Annotated in this window: 22 protein-coding genes; 14 read left to right on the top strand and 8 right to left on the bottom strand. The window is 34.6% G+C overall.

All coding sequences use genetic code 11. The annotated features are described in order from the left end of the window. Window position 1 precedes the first annotated feature (1 nt). A complete protein-coding gene (locus CLV33_RS01325) occupies window positions 2-472 on the bottom strand; it encodes a GAF domain-containing protein (RefSeq protein WP_105472375.1) in 471 nt (156 codons plus the stop codon). A gap of 65 nt (window positions 473-537) precedes the next feature. Between CLV33_RS01325 and xrtF the strand changes: the two genes are divergently transcribed. The 8 genes from xrtF (at window position 538) to CLV33_RS01285 (ending at window position 6,311) form a co-directional block, all read left to right on the top strand. Beyond that, window positions 538-1,089: an exosortase family protein XrtF gene (gene xrtF, locus CLV33_RS01320; protein ID WP_105472374.1), complete on the top strand. Its 552-nt coding sequence runs from the start codon at window positions 538-540 to the stop codon at window positions 1,087-1,089. Next, window positions 1,082-1,510: an exosortase F system-associated membrane protein gene (locus CLV33_RS01315; RefSeq protein WP_105472373.1), complete on the top strand. Its 429-nt coding sequence runs from the start codon at window positions 1,082-1,084 to the stop codon at window positions 1,508-1,510. The genes xrtF and CLV33_RS01315 overlap by 8 nt, the downstream gene beginning before the upstream one ends. A gap of 57 nt (window positions 1,511-1,567) precedes the next feature. Beyond that, the gene (locus tag CLV33_RS01310; RefSeq protein WP_105472372.1) at window positions 1,568-1,969 is read left to right on the top strand and encodes an HYC_CC_PP family protein; all 402 of its coding nucleotides are present in this window, start codon (window positions 1,568-1,570) and stop codon (window positions 1,967-1,969) included. Window positions 1,970-2,050: 81 nt separating this feature from the next. Then, a complete protein-coding gene (locus CLV33_RS01305) occupies window positions 2,051-2,776 on the top strand; it encodes a heavy-metal-associated domain-containing protein (protein ID WP_105472371.1) in 726 nt (241 codons plus the stop codon). Continuing rightward, window positions 2,773-5,013: a TonB-dependent receptor gene (locus tag CLV33_RS01300; RefSeq protein WP_105472370.1), complete on the top strand. Its 2,241-nt coding sequence runs from the start codon at window positions 2,773-2,775 to the stop codon at window positions 5,011-5,013. The genes CLV33_RS01305 and CLV33_RS01300 overlap by 4 nt, the downstream gene beginning before the upstream one ends. Window positions 5,014-5,187: 174 nt before the next feature. Continuing rightward, complete coding sequence (locus CLV33_RS01295; RefSeq protein WP_105472369.1) at window positions 5,188-5,556, top strand: heavy-metal-associated domain-containing protein; 369 nt, start codon at window positions 5,188-5,190, stop codon at window positions 5,554-5,556. A 21-nt stretch (window positions 5,557-5,577) separates the two neighbouring features. Continuing rightward, on the top strand, window positions 5,578-5,928 hold the full coding sequence (locus CLV33_RS01290) for a ribose-5-phosphate isomerase (protein WP_042243097.1): 351 nt from the start codon (window positions 5,578-5,580) through the stop codon (window positions 5,926-5,928). A 17-nt stretch (window positions 5,929-5,945) separates the two neighbouring features. Further along, on the top strand, window positions 5,946-6,311 hold the full coding sequence (locus tag CLV33_RS01285) for a DUF2200 domain-containing protein (protein ID WP_042243215.1): 366 nt from the start codon (window positions 5,946-5,948) through the stop codon (window positions 6,309-6,311). 145 nt (window positions 6,312-6,456) lie between these two features. Here CLV33_RS01285 and groL read toward each other — a convergent pair whose 3' ends face one another. The 7 genes from groL to miaB form a co-directional block, all read right to left on the bottom strand. Beyond that, on the bottom strand, window positions 6,457-8,088 hold the full coding sequence (gene groL, locus CLV33_RS01280; RefSeq protein WP_042243100.1) for a chaperonin GroEL: 1,632 nt from the start codon (window positions 8,086-8,088) through the stop codon (window positions 6,457-6,459). Window positions 8,089-8,191: 103 nt separating this feature from the next. Continuing rightward, a complete protein-coding gene (locus CLV33_RS01275; RefSeq protein WP_105472368.1) occupies window positions 8,192-8,467 on the bottom strand; it encodes a co-chaperone GroES in 276 nt (91 codons plus the stop codon). A gap of 156 nt (window positions 8,468-8,623) precedes the next feature. Further along, window positions 8,624-8,998, bottom strand: a complete 375-nt coding sequence (gene secG, locus CLV33_RS01270) for a preprotein translocase subunit SecG (RefSeq protein ID WP_105472367.1) — start codon at window positions 8,996-8,998, stop codon at window positions 8,624-8,626. A gap of 5 nt (window positions 8,999-9,003) precedes the next feature. Then, entirely contained in the window at window positions 9,004-9,954 is a 951-nt protein-coding gene (locus CLV33_RS01265) for a hypothetical protein (protein WP_105472366.1), read from the bottom strand. 6 nt (window positions 9,955-9,960) lie between these two features. Then, window positions 9,961-10,476 (bottom strand): LptE family protein, encoded by a 516-nt coding sequence (locus CLV33_RS01260; protein ID WP_042243112.1) that lies wholly within the window; start codon window positions 10,474-10,476, stop codon window positions 9,961-9,963. 49 nt (window positions 10,477-10,525) lie between these two features. Next, window positions 10,526-11,797 carry a sigma-54 interaction domain-containing protein gene (locus tag CLV33_RS01255; RefSeq protein ID WP_042243114.1) on the bottom strand — a complete coding sequence of 424 codons (1,272 nt, stop codon included), beginning with the start codon at window positions 11,795-11,797 and terminating at the stop codon, window positions 10,526-10,528. A gap of 2 nt (window positions 11,798-11,799) precedes the next feature. Further along, window positions 11,800-13,248: a tRNA (N6-isopentenyl adenosine(37)-C2)-methylthiotransferase MiaB gene (miaB, locus tag CLV33_RS01250; protein ID WP_105472365.1), complete on the bottom strand. Its 1,449-nt coding sequence runs from the start codon at window positions 13,246-13,248 to the stop codon at window positions 11,800-11,802. Window positions 13,249-13,536: 288 nt separating this feature from the next. Between miaB and CLV33_RS01245 the strand changes: the two genes are divergently transcribed. The 6 genes from CLV33_RS01245 to topA all read left to right on the top strand — a co-directional run bounded on the left by CLV33_RS01245 (window position 13,537) and on the right by topA (window position 20,369). Then, a complete protein-coding gene (locus CLV33_RS01245) occupies window positions 13,537-14,235 on the top strand; it encodes a lipocalin family protein (protein ID WP_105472364.1) in 699 nt (232 codons plus the stop codon). A gap of 6 nt (window positions 14,236-14,241) precedes the next feature. Then, window positions 14,242-14,691 (top strand): hypothetical protein, encoded by a 450-nt coding sequence (locus CLV33_RS01240; protein ID WP_105472363.1) that lies wholly within the window; start codon window positions 14,242-14,244, stop codon window positions 14,689-14,691. Window positions 14,692-14,724: 33 nt separating this feature from the next. Continuing rightward, window positions 14,725-15,957 carry an LVIVD repeat-containing protein gene (locus CLV33_RS01235; protein ID WP_105472362.1) on the top strand — a complete coding sequence of 411 codons (1,233 nt, stop codon included), beginning with the start codon at window positions 14,725-14,727 and terminating at the stop codon, window positions 15,955-15,957. A gap of 100 nt (window positions 15,958-16,057) precedes the next feature. Then, complete coding sequence (locus tag CLV33_RS01230; protein WP_105472361.1) at window positions 16,058-16,867, top strand: hypothetical protein; 810 nt, start codon at window positions 16,058-16,060, stop codon at window positions 16,865-16,867. A gap of 77 nt (window positions 16,868-16,944) precedes the next feature. Further along, on the top strand, window positions 16,945-17,709 hold the full coding sequence (locus tag CLV33_RS01225) for a hypothetical protein (protein WP_105472360.1): 765 nt from the start codon (window positions 16,945-16,947) through the stop codon (window positions 17,707-17,709). A gap of 140 nt (window positions 17,710-17,849) precedes the next feature. Then, window positions 17,850-20,369, top strand: coding sequence for a type I DNA topoisomerase (gene topA / locus CLV33_RS01220; protein WP_045372432.1), 2,520 nt, complete (start codon window positions 17,850-17,852; stop codon window positions 20,367-20,369). Window positions 20,370-20,380 lie beyond the last annotated feature (11 nt).

Genomic DNA, 20,380 nt, shown 5'->3' with positions numbered 1-20,380 from the left:
ATTATTTGGGTGATTTACTCAGAAGTTCAGAAACCTTCTCGCAAACATACTCTAAAAACCGTTCGTCTGCTTCAGTAAAAGGATCCGGCGTATTAGAATCGATATCTATTTGCCCAATATTTTTACCATCTACAAAAATAGGGATGACAATTTCTGATTTTACAGTAAAACTACAGGCTATGTAATTATCTTGTGCCGAAACATCAGGTACTACAAAATTTTTATTACTTACGGCAACTTGTCCGCAAATACCTTTTCCAAACGGAATTACTGTGTGGTCTGTTGGTGCGCCTACATACGGGCCTAAAAGGAGCTCTTCTTTATCGCCATTTCTAAAATAAAAACCAACCCAATTGTAATATTCAATATGGGTTTCAAGCAATTCACAAATGTTTAATAAGCGTTCATTAACTGTTTTTTCGGTATTAGAAACTATCTGGCTAACTTGTGGTTTTAAGGCTTCAAAAATCATAACTCTAAAAGTTTTGGCAAAAGTATTTAAAAAGATGTAATTTCGGTATTCATTACATTTAATTCTTGAAAGCACTTTTTAAAAAATACAAGTCGGTTATTAAATTCATAATTACATTTTTAGTGGTGTATATAACTCTGGCAGTGTGTTACAAGTTTTATTTACAGTTTTCTGATGGTTCTAAGTTTTACCCAGATTATTTTACCAATTTAGTAGCAAAACAAAGTAGAGCTGTTTTAAATACATTAGATTATAACGCAGAAATAATGCCACACCCCAATGAGCCTTCTATGAAATTAGTGGTTAATGGCAAGTATTTAGCGCGAGTTATAGAAGGTTGTAATGCCATTAGCGTTATTATTTTGTTTTTATCGTTTATTGTAGCATTTTCAGGGCAAGTAAAAACCACGTTTTTATATATCCTCGCTGGCAGTGTTTTAATATATACCGTTAATTTACTTAGAATTGTGGTTTTAGCTATAGGTTTGTACCATTACCCAAAATATGAAGCTGTGTTGCATACCGTTGTTTTCCCAGCAATTATTTATGGTATGGTGTTTTTATTGTGGATAGTTTGGGTAAACAGGTTTTCTAAATTAAAGCAAAAACATGTCTAAACCCGTAAAATACACATTGCTTTTTGTTTTGTTCGGAGTTTTGGTTTTAATCCGATTTTTTGAAGATAGTTTGTTTTACGACCCCTATTTAACGTTCTTTCAAAACGATTATTTGTATTTAGATAGCCCCAGACGTGAGGTTGTAAAATTAGTGTGTTTTACAGCGTTACGATATGTTGCAAACACTGTAGTTTCTCTAGGAATTCTATTTGTGGTTTTTAAGGATGTAAGTATCATTAAGTTTTCAACCATTATTTATGGTATTGCTTTTGTAATTTTAATGTTGCTGTTTTTATATTTTATTTCCAATCCAAAACAAGAGGAATATTACCTGTTTTTTAATATTAGAAGGTTTTTAATTCAACCCTTAATCTTAATACTCTTACTGCCAGCGTTTTATTATCATAAATTAACCGCTTAACTGTTAATGCTTTGATAAAGTTGAAATATGGTATGCGATTTTTTGTAATTTTGCAACGTGATAAAAACTATATTACATAAAGTATTTTCTATAACCCTAGCGCTTTTGGTGTTATTTTCTACAGTGTCATTTACTATTGAAAAACACTTTTGTGGCGACGTATTGGTTGATGTTGCTGTATTCACCGAAGCTGACAAATGCGGAATGGAAGCCCTGGAAATGCTTCGAAGCAAATCCTGTTGTAAAGATGAAGTTAAAGTGGTTAAAGGGCAGGATGAACTAAATGTGTCTTCTTTTGATGAACTAAAACTTCAAAAACAACAGTTTTTAGCAGCTTTTATTTATACATATATTACAGGTTTTTCAGGTTTACCTAAAAAAACCGTTCCTCACAAAGATTATTCCCCACCTAATTTGGTCTACGATATTCAGGTGTTAGACCAAGTGTTCTTGATTTGATTTTATAAGGTTTCTATTTAACTGAGTTTCTTAATACTATTCAGAATACCAAACTTTACAAAAATCAAATTTAAATTAAAAATGAAACATACATATACAGTTACAGGCATGACCTGTAATGGTTGCAAATCGTCAGTTGAGGATAGCCTTAATAAACTAGACGATGTAATACATGCATCTGTAAATTTAGAGCAACAAGAGGCTACTATAGGAATGTCTAAGCACATTGCAACAACAACATTGCAAAACGCGCTTTCTGATAAGTATACTATTTCAGAAAAAAATATATTTAATACCACTTCAGAACTTAAACCAGAAAACAAAACCGAATTACAGCAGTTGTTCCCTTTGTTTTTAATCTTTGGTTATATTACAATAGCATCTGTTTTACTAAACATAAAACCTTGGAGCACCACCGATTTTATGCTCGATTTTATGGGCTTGTTCTACGTGGTATTTAGCTTTTTTAAACTTTTAGATTTAAAGGGTTTTCCAGAATCTTTTAGAATGTACGATCCATTGGCAAAGGTAGTGCCTGTTTATGGTTGGGTATATCCGTTCATCGAAGTTGTACTTGGGCTTATGTTTTTAATGCGAATTCAAATTCCTTTAGCTTTAATTGTAACCCTAATTATTTTAGGTATTACAACCATTGGTGTAGCAAAAACCTTGCTAGACAAAAAAGCTATTCAATGTGCATGCTTGGGTACCGCATTAAAATTACCTATGACCAAAGCTACATTTATTGAAAATAGTATTATGATTGTTATGGCAGTTATTATGCTAATAAAAAATTATGCCTCATGAAGTATTTAAAATATATATTATTCATGCTTTCAATTCTTGGTTTTTCGCAAGAAAATATATCTGGAAAAATCGTAGAAGCAAATGCTAAAAATAACGATATGGGAATTGCTGGTGCTAACGTGTATTGGCTTAATACCGAAGTTGGAACTGTTACAGATATTGATGGTAATTTCACTTTATCCTACGCGCCAGAATACAAAAAAATGGTAATTAGCTATGTGGGCTATAAAACAGATACCTTAACTATTAATGAGCCAAAATTTGTACGCCACAGCTTAAAACGCAACAACGATTTAGATGAAGTTGTAGTAACCTCAAGAAAGCAAACCACAGCAAAATCTTATTTAAAAGCGCAAAATATAATGACGGTAAGCAGCGATGAATTATTAAAAGCTGCATGCTGTAATTTATCTGAAAGTTTTGAAACCAACCCATCTATTGATGTAAATTTTGCCGATGCGATTACGGGTACGCGACAAATAAAAATGCTGGGATTAACAAGCCCATATATTTTAATTGCTACGGAAAATATCCCGTCCATTCGTGGTGCATCCCAAGCCTATGGTTTAAGTTTTATTCCTGGTACATGGGTAGAAAGTATTCAAATTACAAAAGGCGCAGGAAGCGTTATTAATGGTTTTGAAAGTATTGCGGGACAAATAAATACCGAATTGGTAAAACCATCAACAGATGATAAATTGTTCGTGAATTTGTATGGCGCAACCAATGAACGACTAGAACTTAATACTCATATAAACACAAAAGTGGGCAAGCGATGGCATACAGGATTGTACATTCATGGAAATACACACAATAAGAAACACGACGTAAATGATGATGGATTTTTAGATATGCCTTTGTTCAATCAAATTAACATCATGAACCGTTGGCAATATATAGATACAGAGAAAGGGTTTGTAAGTTTTGTGAATTTAAAATATTTAAATGACGAAAAACAAACCGGAGAATTAGATTTTAACCCAGATACCGATAAGCTTTCTACCAATAGTTGGGGGAGCGAAATTGATACAAAACGCTACGAGGTTTCTGCGAAGTTTGGTTATGTAAATCCAGATGTGCCATGGCAAAGTTTAGGGGTTCAAACGGCTTTTAGTAGCCATGCACAAGAATCGTATTTCGGATTAAATCAATACAATATTACGCATAACAGTTTGTATGCCAATGCCATTTACAATTCTATAATTAGCGATTCGCGCCATAAAATAAAAACAGGTTTAAGTTATACTTATGACCATTATGATGAACTTGTAAATACAGAAGATTATGAGCGTACCGAAAACTCTGTAGGTGCATTTTTTGAGTATAGTTTTGATAATTTAGAATTATTTAATCTTACAGCAGGTATTAGAATTGATCATCATAATCTATTAGGCACGTTTATAACTCCTAGGGTACATGCTAGATATTCACCTTGGAGCAAATCGGCGTTTAGGGCTTCTTTTGGAAGAGGAAAGCGAAGCGCAAATATTTTTACCGAGAATCAGCAATTATTCTCAACCTCTAGACAAATTAATATATTAAATTCTGGAGGAAATATTTATGGGCTAGACCCAGAAATTGCTTGGAATTATGGTGTGTCTTATTTACAAGGATTCAATCTTTTTGGTCGTAAGGCAGATATAACGTTTGATTATTACAAAACCGATTTTAAGAACCAAGTAGTGGTAGATTGGGAAAACCCAGCAGAAATTAACTTTTATAACCTCAATGGCAAAAGTTTTGCCAACAGTTTTCAGGTGGAGGTAAATTGTAATCCTTTCGAAGGTTTAGATTTTCGAACCGCTTATAAGTACTATGATGTAAAAACCGATTATAATTCTGGACGATTAGAAAAACCATTAACACCCAAACATCGTTTTTTTGCTAATCTTGGGTATATAACCAATAGAGGCGAAGGGGAGCGTAGTCGATGGAAATTCGATGTAACTTACAATTGGTTGAGCGACCAAAGATACGCATCTACAACTGGTAAACCTGCAGCTTATCAATTACCTGAAAGAACACCAACGGTAGCAACGGTTAATACTCAAATTACTAGAGTGTTTTCTCCTAAATTTGAAGTATATTTAGGTGGTGAAAATATAACCAATGTTCGGCAGCCTAACCCAATTTTAGCAGCCGAAGATCCGTTTGGTGCGAATTTTGATTCCACTTTTGTATACGGTCCTATTTTTGGAAGTATGTATTACGCAGGTTTGCGTTACAAAATTAAATAATAATAAAACGTCACTACGAGGACGTAGGACGAAGTAATTTTAAACAACAAAAAGTTAAAACCTAGATTGCCACGTTGTGCCTCCTCTAAAAGACAAAATAATAATCAATATGTCGTGCTGAGCACAGTCCAAGCACCTCAGTTTATCAAAAAAAATAAGTAAAATAAAAAAACCATGAAAAACATATTTATCGTAGCACTATTGCTAATTGGAACAACAACCTTTGCCCAAAATAAAAATGCAAAAACCTCTATGGAAGTAGATGGTGTTTGTGGTATGTGTAAAGCCCGTATAGAAAAAGCCTGTTTAAACACAAAAGGCGTAAAATGGGCAGATTGGAGTATAGATACACACGAGCTAAAATTAATTTACGACGAACGTAAAACAGATACCAACACCATACAAAAAGCAGTACTAGCAGCGGGACACGATGTAGAAGACAAAAAAGCTACAGACGAAGCTTATGCGCAGGTGCATGCTTGTTGTAAGTATCGTGACGAGGATATAAAAGAGGCGCACGATAAGGAAAACGAAAAACCTTAATACATTTTGCTTTTTGAAGTAATGCCTAAGACTGAATACAGAATTTATGTTATTGAACTAAAAAAACGTGTTTTTTCTGAAAACACTAAATTTAGAGCAGCCAATCCTCAATTTAATGGTGTGCTGGAATGCCTATATGTAGGAATGACGAGCAAAACGCCTAAAGAACGGTTTTTACAGCATAAAACTGCATATAGAAATAAAAACGGGTATAAGCTATCATCCAATATTGTTGAAAAATATGGCGCATACTTAAGACCAAGTTTGTATAATCATATAAGTCCTTTAACCTCCAGAGTAGCTGCGTTAAAGATGGAAGAAACACTTGCTTTGGAATTACGACGAGAAGGCTATGCTGTTTGGTACAACTAACGTTGAAAAACTACATGATGAAAACAACGCCTGAACACAACGAACGCATTAGGACGATGAAATTTTTTTCAGTCTATCCGCACTATGTAAGTAAAGTTGAGAAAAAAGGAAGAACTAAAGAAGAACTACATCAAGTAATAACTTGGTTAACGGGTTTTGATGATGCTAAAATAGAAGAGATGATAGACCGAAAAGCTACCTTCGAGGCGTTTTTTAAAGAGGCTAACCTTAATCCAAATGCGGAACTAATTAAAGGTGTTATTTGTGGCTATCGTATTGAGGAAATAGAAAACGAATTAACAAAACAATGTAGGTATTTAGACAAGCTAGTAGATGAATTAGCGAAAGGTAAAAAAATGGAGAAAATTTTACGCTCAAATTAATTGAGATTTATTTTTCTCTATTTATTTTTTGGGGAACTACAATATCTAAAAAAAAGCGCTTTCAAAAACAATGAAAGCGCTTTTTAAATATTTATATTTTCTCACAATACCAAGGAGTGAGATGTTTATAAATGGCAATTTACCATTACATCATTCCTGGCATTCCGCCACCTCCCATTGGAGGCATTGCAGGAGCATCTTCTTTAATATCAATTAAAGCGCACTCTGTTGTAAGAATCATACCAGCAACCGATGCTGCATTTTCTAAAGCAATACGTGTTACTTTTTTAGGATCGATAATGCCAGCTTTTAGCATATCAACGTATTCTTCAGATTTAGCATCGTAACCATAATCTTTCTTACCTTCTAAAACTTTATTAATAACTACAGAACCTTCACCGCCAGCATTTTCAACAATAGTTCTTAATGGTGCTTCAATAGCCTTATTTACTATTTGTACACCAGTAGTTTCATCTAAATTCTCGGTAGTTAATTTCTCTAGTACAGCTTTAGCTCTAACTAATGCTACACCACCACCAGCAACAATGCCTTCTTCTACGGCAGCTCTTGTAGCGTGTAATGCATCATCAACGCGGTCTTTTTTCTCCTTCATTTCTACTTCAGAAGCAGCACCAACGTAAAGTACGGCAACACCTCCAGCTAGTTTCGCTAAACGCTCTTGAAGTTTTTCTTTGTCATAATCAGAAGTAGTAGTTTCTATTTGCGCTTTAATTTGGTTTACTCTAGCTTTTATTGCTTCGGCATCACCAGAACCGTTAACAATAGTAGTATTGTCTTTATCAACAGTTACAGTTTCTGCAGTTCCTAACATAGAAAGGTCTGCGTTTTCTAAAGTAAATCCTCTTTCTTCAGAAATTACAGTACCGCCAGTTAAGATAGCGATGTCTTCTAGCATAGCTTTACGTCTGTCACCAAATCCAGGCGCTTTAACAGCAGCAATTTTTAAACCACCACGTAATTTGTTTACTACTAAGGTAGCTAATGCTTGTCCGTCAACATCTTCTGCGATAATTAATAACGGACGACCAGATTGTGCTACTGGCTCTAATATTGGAAGAATTTCTTGTAAGTTAGAAATCTTTTTATCAAATAAAAGGATGTATGGATTCTCTAAATCTGCCACCATTTTATCAGAATCTGTTACGAAGTATGGAGAAAGGTAACCTCTATCAAACTGCATACCTTCAACAACGTCAACATAGGTATCCATTCCTTTAGCTTCTTCAACGGTAATAACACCTTCTTTACCAACTTTACCAAAGGCTTGCGCAATTAACTCACCAATAGTATCGTCGTTATTAGCAGAAATAGCAGCTACTTGTTTTATTTTTTCAGAAGAATTACCAACTTTTTGAGCTTGCTTTTCAAGATCGGCAGTAATGGCTTCAACAGCTTTGTCTATACCACGTTTTAAATCCATTGGGTTAGCACCAGAAGCTACGTTTTTTAAACCCTCTTTAACGATAGCTTGCGCTAAAACAGTGGCGGTAGTTGTACCGTCACCAGCTAAATCGTTAGTTTTAGAAGCTACTTCTTTAACCATTTGTGCACCCATGTTTTCGTGTGCATCTTCTAGCTCTATTTCTTTAGCTACAGAAACACCATCTTTAGTAACTTGTGGCGCTCCAAAGCTTTTTGAAATAATTACGTTTCTTCCTTTAGGACCTAATGTTACTTTTACTGCATTTGCTAATGCATCAACACCGCGTTTTAAACCGTCGCGTGCTTCAATATCAAATTTTATGTCTTTTGCCATTTTTATTATTTTTAGCTTTTTGCCTTTAGCTATTGGCTATCGGCATTAGTTAATAATTTTAATTTTTTGTGCTAAAAGCCAAGGGCTAATAGCTGTTAGCTGTTTAAACTATCGCAAGAATGTCGCTTTCGCGCATCATTAAATAATCGTTACCATCTAGCTTTAATTCGGTGCCTGCATATTTACCATATAAAACGGTATCACCAACTTTAACCGTAATAGGTTCGTCTTTGGTGCCAGGTCCGGCAGCTATAACGGTACCTTTTTGTGGTTTTTCTTTAGCGTTGTCTGGAATAATAATTCCTGATGCTGTTTTTGTTTCAGCTGCAGCAGGTTCTATTAAAACTCTGTCTGCTAATGGTCTAATGTTTACTCCCATTTTGTTTTATATTTTATGAATTAAATTAGTTATTAACGCTTATGCTTTGAGCCAAAAATGTGCCACTGTGTAGAAACTGACAAACTTACAGGCATGCCTATAAATAAAAAATGCCAACTTTAAAAAGCTGGCATTTTTTAATTTCTTTAACAGGAATTATTCTTCTTCTGGTTTTGTATCTGTTGTTCCAGAATTGTCGTTCGCTGGAAGCGGTTGAGCATCTGGTAGCGCTTCTGGAAGGGGTTGCGCTGTTGGTGCATCAGGATCTAATGCTTTAGAGTCTACAGCTGCTTCTCCTGTGCCAATTGCTACGTTTGATACTAAAATTAATACCAAAAGCAATGTTGCTAAAGTCCACGTACTTTTATCTAAAAAGTCAGTCGTCTTTTTTACACCACCTAATTGTTGTGTGCCACCACCTCCAAAAGATGAAGATAAACCACCTCCTTTAGGGTTTTGTACCATAATTACTACTACAAGTAAAAATGCTACAACTACTATAAGGATTAAAAATATTGTAAACGTACCCATTGTTATTATTTATTTTGTTCTTGTAATTGTTCTATTGCCTTAATTTGGTTTGCAAAGAAACTACTTTTTTCTGGATATTTCAAACTTAAAATTTTATATGATTGAATGGCCTTTTTGTAGTTTTTTTGCTCCAGATAAATGCGTGCTAAAGTCTCTGTCATTAAAGCCTCAGGTTGTGCTGTTCTCACTTTGGCTAAATTGCCTTTTGCTGCATTGGTTTTGCTAGGTGTTATTTTAGGGTTTTCAGCAATAAATTTATCTATAATCTCAAAATGTGTAGTGTTCTCAGAAGCAATGCTAGTTAACGAATTAACTTTTGGATCTGAGTCTTTTTCACCTAAATCTTCAGGTCGCTTAATAGGTTTAAGACGTGTAAGTTTTAGCCATTCGTTAAACGAATGCGTTTCGCGTCTACTAAATTGCAAAGGTTTACCAAGATTTAAAATATCCTCTGCAGAAGTTTCTTGTGTTTTAGTTGTATGGGTAACCGTTTCTATTGTTTCAGACTCATCGAGTTTAAAATGTAGTTTTTTTACTTCGGAAGGATCTTTGGGTTGAAATAATTCTGGATCTAAAACGCCTGAAGTATCCTTAATTTGTTGTTTTAGATTATCATCAATCTTTAAGTGTTTGTTTACAGAAATATCATGGGCACTCACATTAATATCGTTGAGATATATGGTGTTTTTTTTGATGACTTTAGATATTTCGTTCTGTACAAAAACATCAGATGTAATAAAATCAAACAAGATACTTCTGTCTGTAGTATAAGCCGCGGTAGTTTTTAGGGCTTGATTGTACTTAGTGCTTTCTTGTTGTTTTAAACCTTTTAGGTATAATGCTTTAGCAGATTGAAAATAAGGATAGTCTTGAATAATAGATTCCAATGCCTCGGTTTTTTGAGGGTTAATTTGTTGCGGGTTTTGCAATAAGGATGTGAAATCGTGACTATTCAAAGTATGTTACCATTTTGCCAAAGAGGCATTAAAAATATCTTGTGTTATGCGTTCAAAAATTTCTTCTATAGCGGTATCTTTTACAGAGCCCGATAATTGAGCTGAACCTTCGTAATCGTGAAAGAACGAAAAACTTTGCTCAAACTCTGCCTCTGGATCGTTTTTATCGTAAAAATGTACTTTTACCGTAATAGTAAGCCTATTTTGCGCCGCTGTAAAAGTATCACCTTGTGTTGATGATGTTGTAGGGGAGATACGGTATTCTGTAATTTCGCCTTCGTAAACAATATCGCCATTAGAATTAACGTTGTTTAAATTTGTTTGATTTTCAAGTATAGAAATCATGGTATTTCTAAAGGTAACCTCTAAGCCTGGTTCTACTAAAAGCGAATTGTTTTCAAAGCGATTTACTTGAAATGTTTTAGTATCTGATGATATTGATGCTCCCGTAAAAGAATAAAAGCCACAGCTTGTAAAGACAATGGCAACTATAAATAGGGATATGTGTTTTATGTATTTCATTTGATTTCTAACGCATAATTTTTGGTTATGTTGCCAACGGCTAGCTAACCTATAAATCGTATTGCTTAATTTTTCTATACAATGTACGCTCGCTAATGCCCAATTCGGCAGCAGCTAATTTACGTTTTCCATTGTGGCGTTCCAACGATTTTTTTATCAATTCTAATTCTTTGTCTTGTAGCGATAATGTTTCTTCCTCTTCAATTTCTTCAGCAAAATGGTATTTGTCGTTTTCTGGTAAATTGTTTACATGCTCGGGAATAGATAGTACTTCAGAGCTTTCAACGGCGGTGTCTTCTTCAAAATCAAAGTCTTCTTCAACGGCATCTACATCGCCATAAATTTTTTGAATAAGGTGCTCATTTTCTTTTTCAACATCTTTGGTATTGCCACTTTTCATGAGTTCCATGGTGAGTTTCTTTAGGTCGTTTAAGTCACTTTTCATATCAAAAAGTACTTTGTAAAGAATTTCACGCTCACTACTAAAATCGCTATCGCTTTTAGATGTTTTTACAACGGCAGGTAGGTTTGCAGAACCATCGGTGGGTAAATAGCCCTTTAAAACTTCAGCAGTAACGGTGCGTTCCTGTTCTAATACCGATATTTGTTCAGCAACATTTCGCAATTGCCTAATATTTCCGCTCCAACGGTGTTTTAATAGCAATTGCACCGCATTATCTGTAAGTTTTACGGTTGGCATTTTATATTTTAGGGCGAAATCGCTAGCAAATTTTCTAAAAAGTAGGTGAATATCGTCTTGACGTTCGCGCAGTGGAGGTAAGTGAATATCAACCGTACTTAAACGATAGTACAAATCTTCACGAAACTTTTCTTTTTCTATGGCTTCAAACATATTAACGTTGGTAGCTGCTACAATACGCACATTAGTTTTCTGTACTTTACTGGAGCCAACTTTTATAAATTCGCCATTTTCTAAAACACGCAATAACCGTACTTGAGTGGTTAAGGGTAGTTCTCCAACTTCGTCTAAAAAAATGGTGCCACCGTCTGCTACTTCAAAATAGCCGCTTCGGGTTGAGGTAGCTCCTGTAAACGAGCCTTTTTCGTGTCCAAAAAGTTCACTGTCTATGGTGCCTTCTGGAATAGCGCCACAGTTTACAGCAATATATTTATTGTGTTTCCTGTGTGAAAGTTGGTGTATAATTTTAGGAATACTCTCTTTGCCAACACCGCTTTCTCCCGTTACTAAAACAGAAATATCGGTTGGTGCTACACGAATTGCTTTTTCTAAAGCCCGATTAAGCGATGGTGTATTGCCAATAATACCAAAACGTTGTTTTATAGCTTGAATTGATTCCATAATTAATTATTATCTGAATATTCTACCGCCTCACCAATTAATGTTGCACTCGTACAGTCTGTAATCTTTACATTTACAAAATCGCCAACCTTGTAGTTGCCTTTTGGAAATACTACAACTGTATTTTGGGTGTTTCTTCCAGACCAATGTGCATCTGATCGTTTAGAGGTTTTTTCAATTAAAACTTCCTCTGTTTTTCCTATATGGGCTTGTGTGCGCAATAAACTATGTTTTTGTTGTAATGCTATTATTTCGTTAAGGCGACGTTTTTTAACATCCTCAGGAATATCATCTTCCATTTTTCGTTCTGCTAATGTGCCCGGACGCTCGGAATAAGCAAACATAAAACCAAAATCGTACTTTACGTATTCCATTAAACTCAAAGTATCCAGATGATCCTCTTCGGTTTCGGTTGGGAAACCAGCAATCATATCCTGGCTAATAGCACAATCTGGTATTAAACGTTTTATATTGTCAATTAACTCAAAATACTCTTCACGCGTGTGCAGGCGGTTCATTGCTTTTAGAATACGATTACTACCACTTTGCACAGGTAAATGAATGTAGTTGCATATATTTTTGTGTTTTGCCATGGTTTCAATAACATCCAACGTAAAATCTTGCGGATTGGAGGTAGAAAAACGAAAACGCATTTTTGGTTGGGCTTTGGCACATAAATCTAGCAGTTTTGCAAAATTAACGGCAGTAGCTTTTTGTATATCACTGGCTTTTTCAAAATCTTTTTTTAATCCGCCGCCATACCATAAATAGCTATCTACATTTTGCCCTAAAAGGGTTACTTCCTTATATCCTTTATTCCATAAATCGTTAATTTCCTCTATAATGCTTTGCGGGTCTCTACTACGTTCGCGCCCGCGGGTAAATGGTACTACACAAAATGTACACATGTTATCGCAACCTCGGGTAATAGATACAAAAGCAGTAACGCCATTGGTGTTTAAGCGTACAGGCGAAATATCGCCATAAGTTTCCTCTTTAGAGAGAATAACGTTAATGGCATCTCTACCATCTTCTACTTCGGCTAAAAGGTTTGGCAAATCTTTGTAGGCATCTGGCCCTACCACTAAATCTACAATTTTTTCTTCCTCTAGGAATTTACTTTTTAATCGTTCTGCCATACAACCCAAAACACCAACTTTCATATTTGGGTTTTGCGCTTGCTTAACGGCATTGTACTTTTCTAGGCGCTTTCTAACGGTTTGTTCAGCTTTATCACGAATAGAACAGGTGTTTACCAAAACCAAATCGGCTTCTTCTAAATTTTGGGTAGTATTAAACCCTTGTTCAGTTAAAATTGAAGCTACAATTTCACTATCACTAAAATTCATTTGGCAGCCATAACTTTCTATAAAGAGTTTGCGTGTATTGCCTTCTTTTTTATCGAGAACTAGAGATTCTCCTTGTTTATTTTCGTCTATAATCTTTTCCATAATGTTAAGAAACCCCGCTGGGTCAAATTTTGTGCCTACTTACAGTAAGGCAGGTGCAAAGATACAATTAAATTGTGTTTTATGACAAAGTGGCAGGCTTTATTTAAGAAAGAATTCTTTAATTCTTTACACTAAGTTTAACAGGTGAAATACGTATTGCTTTGGTTATTATAATCCAGACGAAAAAGAAATTCTTTTTAATCTTTAAAATACGTTGGTTTTTTCACGCAACCATTTGTGTAATTTTGTATCTAATAACTGAATTTCAGAATAAAACTTTAAAACTAAATGAAGAAAATTGTTTTTGCCGTTGCTATTATATTTTGTTTTGTAAATATGCGATGCGAGCCCAATGAGGAAGCACTTATAGATGCAAACAACTTATTAATTGGCCACTGGGCAGAACCTAAATATAACGAAGAAACCATAACCCTAAGCCGCGTAAAGAGCCTTCCTGAGGATGGTTATGGTATTTCTATTTTAGATAAGAATAATTTTGTTGAACGTTCGTCTGGTTTTTGTGGCACACCTCCATTAATTTTCTCTAATTATGAAGGTAAATGGCAATTAACCGAAGATGTAATAACTATAAACCAAGACCATTTTCCAAACCATTATGCATGGCGTATTTTATCGTTAACAGAAAACGAATTGGTACTTACTAAAGAACTCACCGAACAAGAAAAAGACTATCGTGCATTAATGGATTTGTTTTATAATGCTTTAGAGTTAGTGAAAGATTTACCTTGCCAGAATAGTGCAAACTGGACATTCACCCCTTATGGTTCTAAAGCTTGTGGCGGACCACAATGGTTTGTGGCATACCCAACAACAATAGATACCGAAGAGTTTTTAAAACGAATAGAAGCATATACCAAAGCAGAACAAGATTATAACCTTAAGTGGAGTGTGTTTTCTACTTGCGACATTGTAAGCCCACCAAAAGCTGTGGTTTGCGAAAATGGATTTCCGATTTTTAAATTTTAGAACAACATGCTTAAAATAAAGAAAACAGCTTTATTGATACTTATTGCACTTTGTTTTACCAACATGCAATGCGATGAAGACGCGCTTGTTGTAGATGTTGATAATTCTTGTGATGAGGTTGTAATTTTAAATAAAGCGTTGTACGGCAGTTTGGTTTCAGACGATTTTAATTTTATTGATGTAGAAATTGTTGATGATTGTTTGAATATTAAAATAGGAGCTTCTGGTTGCGATGGCGCAACATGGGCTTGTAATTTGGTAGGCTCTGAAGCAATTGCACAATCGCTTCCAGAACAGCGAAACTTGAAATTTGAATTGGTAAATAATGAGGATTGCGACGCCTATTTTGAGAAAACCATTTCTTTTAATTTAAAGCCACTACAAATTAGTAACAGTGTAAATAAGGTTGTTTTGCACTTAAACGGTTGGGAATCGTCATTACTATATTCCTATTAAAATACTTGCTATTAACAAACAAAACTATAAACTATGAAACCAGCATCAATAATTTTAAGTCTTTTTGCACTTATTGTATTATTTTCCTGTGATAATGATGATGATACAGATGTAATTATTGTGGCCACTCCAGAAATAATGAGTAAAACAGAATTTAGAAAAGCAGTAAAAATCAAGGTGCCACAACCTATTGAAGAATCGGGGAAAATTTATACCTATGCAAATTATATTTTTGTTTCAGATGTAAATAAAGGAATTCATATTATAGATAATTCTAATCCAAAATTTCCGCAGCCCATAAACTTTATAGAGATTCCGGGGAATGAAGATATTTCTGTTAAAGACAATTATTTGTATGCCGATAGTGCTACAGATTTGGTGGTTTTTGATATTTCACAAATTAATAACGTGAAACAAATAGAGCGTTTAGAAGATGTGTTTGAAGTATACAATTACCAAATACCAGAAGAGGCGGAATATACCGATTACCAAATGATAGATTTTGAAAACGATGTTATTGTTGGGTGGAATTTAAAACGAGAATCTAGAGAAAAATACAATCAAACAATAATTACCAATGATGTTTTTTTTGCTAATACAATGGCAGAGTCTAATGTGGGCATAGGAGGGTCTTTGGCACGATTTCAAATAGTGCATAATTATTTGTACACTGTGGGTCAAAACAGCATGTCTATTTTTAATATTCAAAATTTGGATAGTCCTGTTTTAGCAACAATACAACATGTAGGGTGGAATATAGAAACCATGTTTGCAGCAGATAATTATTTGTATTTGGGCAGTACAACAGGGATGTTTATTTACGATTTAAAAACACCGTCTTCACCAGAGTATGTTTCAGAATTTACACATTGGCAAGGGTGCGATCCTGTTGTGGTAGATGGCGATTATGCTTATTTAACCTTGCGAGGTGGCAATGTTTGCGGACAACAAGAAAGTGTTCTGGAGGTTATAGACATTAAAGATAAAAGCCATCCTAAATTAGCTGAACGTTATATTTTAGAAAATCCTTACGGACTTGGAATAAAGGATAATATGCTTTATGTTTGCGATGGCACTGCGGGTTTAAAATTATTTAAACGCAACACGCCAGTAGATTTAAGTTTGGTTAAAACACTTAAAAATGTGCAGGCCAAAGACGTTATACCGTTAGAAAACAGCTTGATAATGATAGGTGATAATACCATATATCAATACAAGTACATGATAAACAACGTTGCACTTATTAGTGCATATTCACTCAACTAAACTAAACTGAATGTTGTTGAAAAATCTGCCTTCGGGCAGATTTTTTTGTGTATAATTGCAACGTTTTTTTATTAGAAATTAACTAACCAAACTTGTATAAATGAATTCTGTAAACAGTTTATTAGAAAAAATTGAAACAGCTAAACAATTAGATTTTGGAGATATTTTAAGTAAAACTCTAGAGCTGTTTAAAAAAACGTGGACGCAAGGTATCATTCTAGTACTGTTGCTATTATTAATAATGTTGCCGTTTTTTACGGCTATATATGTGCCAATGTTTAATTCTGTTATGGAGCAGGTAGAATCTGGTGGTTACGATCCCAACGATGCAAGTAGTTTACTGCAGGAGCAATCTGGCTATTTTCAATACTTGGTTTTGGGAGTTACTTTTGTAATGAGTTTTTTTAGTACAGCTTTTGTAGCAGGTTTTTACAGAATTATAAAGAAAATAGATTTTAATGAAACGTTTGGTTTTAAAGATTTTTTCTATTTTTTTAAATCAAAATACTTAGGTAAAATTTTTGCTATCGCAGCATTTTCGCTATTAATAGCATTACTTAATTTAGTTTCTGAGCGTTTTTTGCCCGCACTTACTGCCTCTTTGTTAAATGCTATTATATCAGTTATTTTTAGTGTTTATACCGCATTGTTTGTTGTGTTTTTTGCATTTAATCCCCACTTAGAAAGTTCAGATTTCTTTGTGCTAAGCTTCAGGTTTGGTTCAAAAAAGTGGTTCTTAATTTTTGGGTTATTATTTGTTACCGTAATCTTGGGTATGTTAGGTATTGTGGCATGTTTTATAGGTGTTTTGTTTACAATTTCTATTGTTTACCTGCCTACCTATTTAGTTTACAAGGATGTTTTTGGATTCGAAAACATAAGCGATATAGATAAAATAGGAATAGAGTAATTTTTATCAAGATATTTGTAACACACTCTAAAATAAAATACTTTTACTTAAACAATACTAACCAAAATCATAATATTATGAATACATTAAAAACAATAATTGATAAGGTAGAAACTGCAAAAGACCTAGATTTTGGCAGTATTTTTAGTGAATCTATAGAACTGTTTAAAAAAGTTTGGCTACAAGGTTTTATTGTTATTTTACTAACAGGTTTGTTTGTTTTGCCTTTTTACATTTTAATGTATGCGCCTTTAATAGCTTCAGGTATGTTAGAGCCAAATGCTTATGAAAGCCAACCAGATATGGCGGTACTACTTCCTTTTTATGGGTTGCTTTTAGTTACCGTTTTCGCTGCCATTGTTATAAGTTTTGGGTTGAAATCTGCTTTTTTTAGAATTTGTAAACAAAAAGATGCTGGGGAAACTACTAAAGACGATTACTTCTACTACTTTAAAGCACCTTATTTGGGAAAAACTATAAAATTAGGCGCTATTTCTTTTGGGTTGATTATAGCAGCATACATACTGTGTGTTTTTCCTATTATATATATGATGGTGCCAGTAGCAATAATTAATGTAATTTATGCATATAACCCAGATATGTCTGCATCTGATATTGTAAATGCTAGCTTTAAATTAGGCAACAAAAAGTGGTTAATTATTTTTGGGTTAATGTTGGTTTCGGGGTTTTTAGCATCTATTGTTGGTACGCTTATGTGTTTTATTGGCACATTTTTTACAGCTTCATTTGCTTATATACCTTTGTACTTTATTTACAAACATGTTATAGGTTTTGATGATAAAAGCGAAATAGAACAAATAGGTTCTGGTGAAGTGCTATAATAAACCAAAAATATAAAAATTAAAAGCCTGCTTTTAACATTAAAAAGCAGGCTTTTTTTATTAAATCGCACACAGTTAATCTTTAAAATTAGGCAGATAAACTTTTTTTCATATACATTTGTAGCTTCAAAAAATGATGTATGGCGAAGAATTTAGTGATAGTTGAGTCACCTGCAAAGGCAAAAACTATAGAAAAATTTTTAGGTAAAGACTTTAAAGTAGAATCTAGTTTTGGGCACATAGCCGACTTACCCTCTAAAGAATTGGGGGTAGACGTAGAAGGCGATTTTAAGCCTAAATACCAAGTTTCTAAAGATAAAAAAGAGATAGTAAAAAAACTTAAATCTCTTGCTAATAAAGCTGAAATGGTTTGGTTGGCAAGTGATGAAGATCGAGAAGGAGAAGCTATTGCGTGGCATTTGGCAGAAACGCTAAAATTAGACAAGGCTAAAATAAAGCGTATAGTATTCCACGAAATAACCAAGTCGGCCATAAAAAAAGCAATTGAAAACCCAAGAGGTATAGATTACGATTTGGTAGATGCTCAACAAGCACGCCGTGTGTTAGATAGAATAGTAGGTTATGAGCTGTCTCCGGTACTTTGGCGTAAGGTTAAAGGAGGGTTGTCCGCAGGTCGTGTACAATCAGTGTCAGTTCGGTTAATTGTTGAAAAAGAACGAGAAATTCAAGAATTCACACCCGAGGCGTCTTTTAGAATTGATGCTGAATTTTCTAATGAAGATGGGCAATCCTTTAAAGCAAAACTACCGAAGAATTTTAAAACTAAGGAAGAAGCCTATAAGTTTTTAGAGAAAAACGCAGCGGCAGATTTTAAAGTAGCAGACCTTCAAAAAAAACCTGCAAAAAAATCGCCAGCAGCACCATTTACAACATCAACACTTCAACAGGAAGCATCAAGAAAATTATATTTTTCGGTAAGTAAAACCATGACGATGGCCCAACGCTTGTACGAAGCAGGTTTAATTACTTATATGAGAACCGATAGTGTTAATCTATCTGATGAGGCAAGACAAGGGGCACAGGCCGAAATTGAAAATGCCTATGGTAAAACCTACAGTAACCCAAGAAACTATAAGGGAAAAGCAAAAGGAGCACAAGAAGCGCACGAAGCAATTCGCCCTACAGATTTTTCTACACATTCTGTAAATATAGATAGAGACCAAGCGAGACTGTACGATTTAATTTGGAAACGCGCTATTGCATCTCAAATGAGTGATGCGCAGTTAGAGCGCACAAATGTAAAAATTGAAGCCTCTACCCATAACGAAACCTTTACTGCAAATGGTGAAGTAATAAAATTTGATGGATTTTTAAAAGTGTATCTAGAAGGTACCGATGATGAGGATATAGAACAAGAAGGCATGTTGCCAGATTTAAAGGTTAATGAAACGTTACTCAATAGTTTTATTTCGGCAACCGAACGCTACACACGTCCGCCAGCAAGATATACCGAGGCTTCCTTGGTTAAAAAACTAGAGGAATTAGGTATTGGTCGTCCTTCAACTTATGCGCCTACAATTTCAACTATTCAAAATAGAAATTATATTGAAAAAGGAACTGTTGAAGGTGTGGAGCGAGCGTACACGCAATTAAAACTTCAAAACGGTAAAGTTTCCGATAAAACATTAACCGAGAAAGTAGGATCGGATAAAGGAAAACTAGTACCAACCGATATTGGTATGATTGTAACCGACTTTTTAGTAAATCATTTCGAAGCAATATTAGATTATAATTTTACGGCTAAAGTTGAAGAAGATTTTGATGAAATAGCAGAAGGAAAGGAGGATTGGACGGAAATGATGCAGTCTTTCTATAAAAAATTCCATCCTGTTGTAGAAGATGTAAAAGAAAATGCCGACAGAGAATCAGGAGAACGTGTACTAGGAACCGATCCTAAAACAGGACGACAAGTAAGTGTACGCTTAGGTAAATTTGGGCCAATGGTACAAATAGGTACCGTAGACGACGAGGAGAAACCACAATTTGCAAGTTTGAGTCCAGAACAACAGCTAAATACAATTACCTACGAAGAGGCTATGGATTTGTTTCAGTTGCCAAAAACGTTAGGAGAATACGAGGGAGAGGAAGTACAGGTTAATAATGGGCGGTATGGGCCTTATGTAAAATTTGGTAAGGCGTTTGTGTCGTTACCAAAAGGGCAAGATCCTCTTAGTGTAGAGCTAGACGATGCCATTGTTTTAATTAAAGAGAAACAAAAAGCAGATGCGCCCATATATATGTACAAAGATTTACCAGTACAAAAAGGTAAAGGGCGTTTTGGGCCGTTTATAAAATGGAACAATATGTTTATTAATGTAAACAAAAAGTACGATTGGGATAACTTATCAGACGACGATATCGTTGAATTAATTGAAGATAAAATTCAAAAGGAAAAAGATAAGCTCATTCACCACTGGGAAGAAGAAGGCATTCGTGTGGAAAAGGCACGTTGGGGTAGGCATAATGTAATAAAAGGGAAGGTTAAGGTAGAGTTGCCTAAAACCGTAGATGTATCTGATATGACTTTAGAAGAAGCTAAAGCCCACATTGAAACAAAGGCACCAAAGAAAAAAGCCCCAAAGAAAAAAGCAACCAAAAAACGCACTACTAAAAAAAAGGCAACAACAAAAAATAAATAGTATTTCGCAAT

This window comes from Jejuia pallidilutea (assembly GCF_002973595.1).
GTDB lineage: Bacteria > Bacteroidota > Bacteroidia > Flavobacteriales > Flavobacteriaceae > Jejuia > Jejuia pallidilutea.
This window is presented reverse-complemented; position numbering and strand designations above follow the sequence as displayed.

Bases quoted from the DNA above. Each gene is read 5' to 3' on its own strand.
- groL (WP_042243100.1), bottom strand. From the start codon at position 8,088: ATGGCAAAAGACATAAAATTTGATATTGAAGCACGCGACGGTTTAAAA.
- CLV33_RS01305 (WP_105472371.1), top strand. From the start codon at position 2,051: ATGAAACATACATATACAGTTACAGGCATGACCTGTAATGGTTGCAAA.
- CLV33_RS01235 (WP_105472362.1), top strand. From the start codon at position 14,725: ATGAAACCAGCATCAATAATTTTAAGTCTTTTTGCACTTATTGTATTA.
- CLV33_RS01225 (WP_105472360.1), top strand. From the start codon at position 16,945: ATGAATACATTAAAAACAATAATTGATAAGGTAGAAACTGCAAAAGAC.
- CLV33_RS01315 (WP_105472373.1), top strand. From the start codon at position 1,082: ATGTCTAAACCCGTAAAATACACATTGCTTTTTGTTTTGTTCGGAGTT.
- CLV33_RS01275 (WP_105472368.1), bottom strand. From the start codon at position 8,467: ATGGGAGTAAACATTAGACCATTAGCAGACAGAGTTTTAATAGAACCT.
- CLV33_RS01295 (WP_105472369.1), top strand. From the start codon at position 5,188: ATGAAAAACATATTTATCGTAGCACTATTGCTAATTGGAACAACAACC.
- CLV33_RS01300 (WP_105472370.1), top strand. From the start codon at position 2,773: ATGAAGTATTTAAAATATATATTATTCATGCTTTCAATTCTTGGTTTT.
- secG (WP_105472367.1), bottom strand. From the start codon at position 8,998: ATGGGTACGTTTACAATATTTTTAATCCTTATAGTAGTTGTAGCATTT.
- CLV33_RS01240 (WP_105472363.1), top strand. From the start codon at position 14,242: ATGCTTAAAATAAAGAAAACAGCTTTATTGATACTTATTGCACTTTGT.
- CLV33_RS01245 (WP_105472364.1), top strand. From the start codon at position 13,537: ATGAAGAAAATTGTTTTTGCCGTTGCTATTATATTTTGTTTTGTAAAT.
- CLV33_RS01255 (WP_042243114.1), bottom strand. From the start codon at position 11,797: ATGGAATCAATTCAAGCTATAAAACAACGTTTTGGTATTATTGGCAAT.
- CLV33_RS01325 (WP_105472375.1), bottom strand. From the start codon at position 472: ATGATTTTTGAAGCCTTAAAACCACAAGTTAGCCAGATAGTTTCTAAT.
- miaB (WP_105472365.1), bottom strand. From the start codon at position 13,248: ATGGAAAAGATTATAGACGAAAATAAACAAGGAGAATCTCTAGTTCTC.
- CLV33_RS01285 (WP_042243215.1), top strand. From the start codon at position 5,946: ATGAAAACAACGCCTGAACACAACGAACGCATTAGGACGATGAAATTT.
- topA (WP_045372432.1), top strand. From the start codon at position 17,850: ATGGCGAAGAATTTAGTGATAGTTGAGTCACCTGCAAAGGCAAAAACT.
- CLV33_RS01290 (WP_042243097.1), top strand. From the start codon at position 5,578: ATGCCTAAGACTGAATACAGAATTTATGTTATTGAACTAAAAAAACGT.
- CLV33_RS01230 (WP_105472361.1), top strand. From the start codon at position 16,058: ATGAATTCTGTAAACAGTTTATTAGAAAAAATTGAAACAGCTAAACAA.
- CLV33_RS01260 (WP_042243112.1), bottom strand. From the start codon at position 10,476: ATGAAATACATAAAACACATATCCCTATTTATAGTTGCCATTGTCTTT.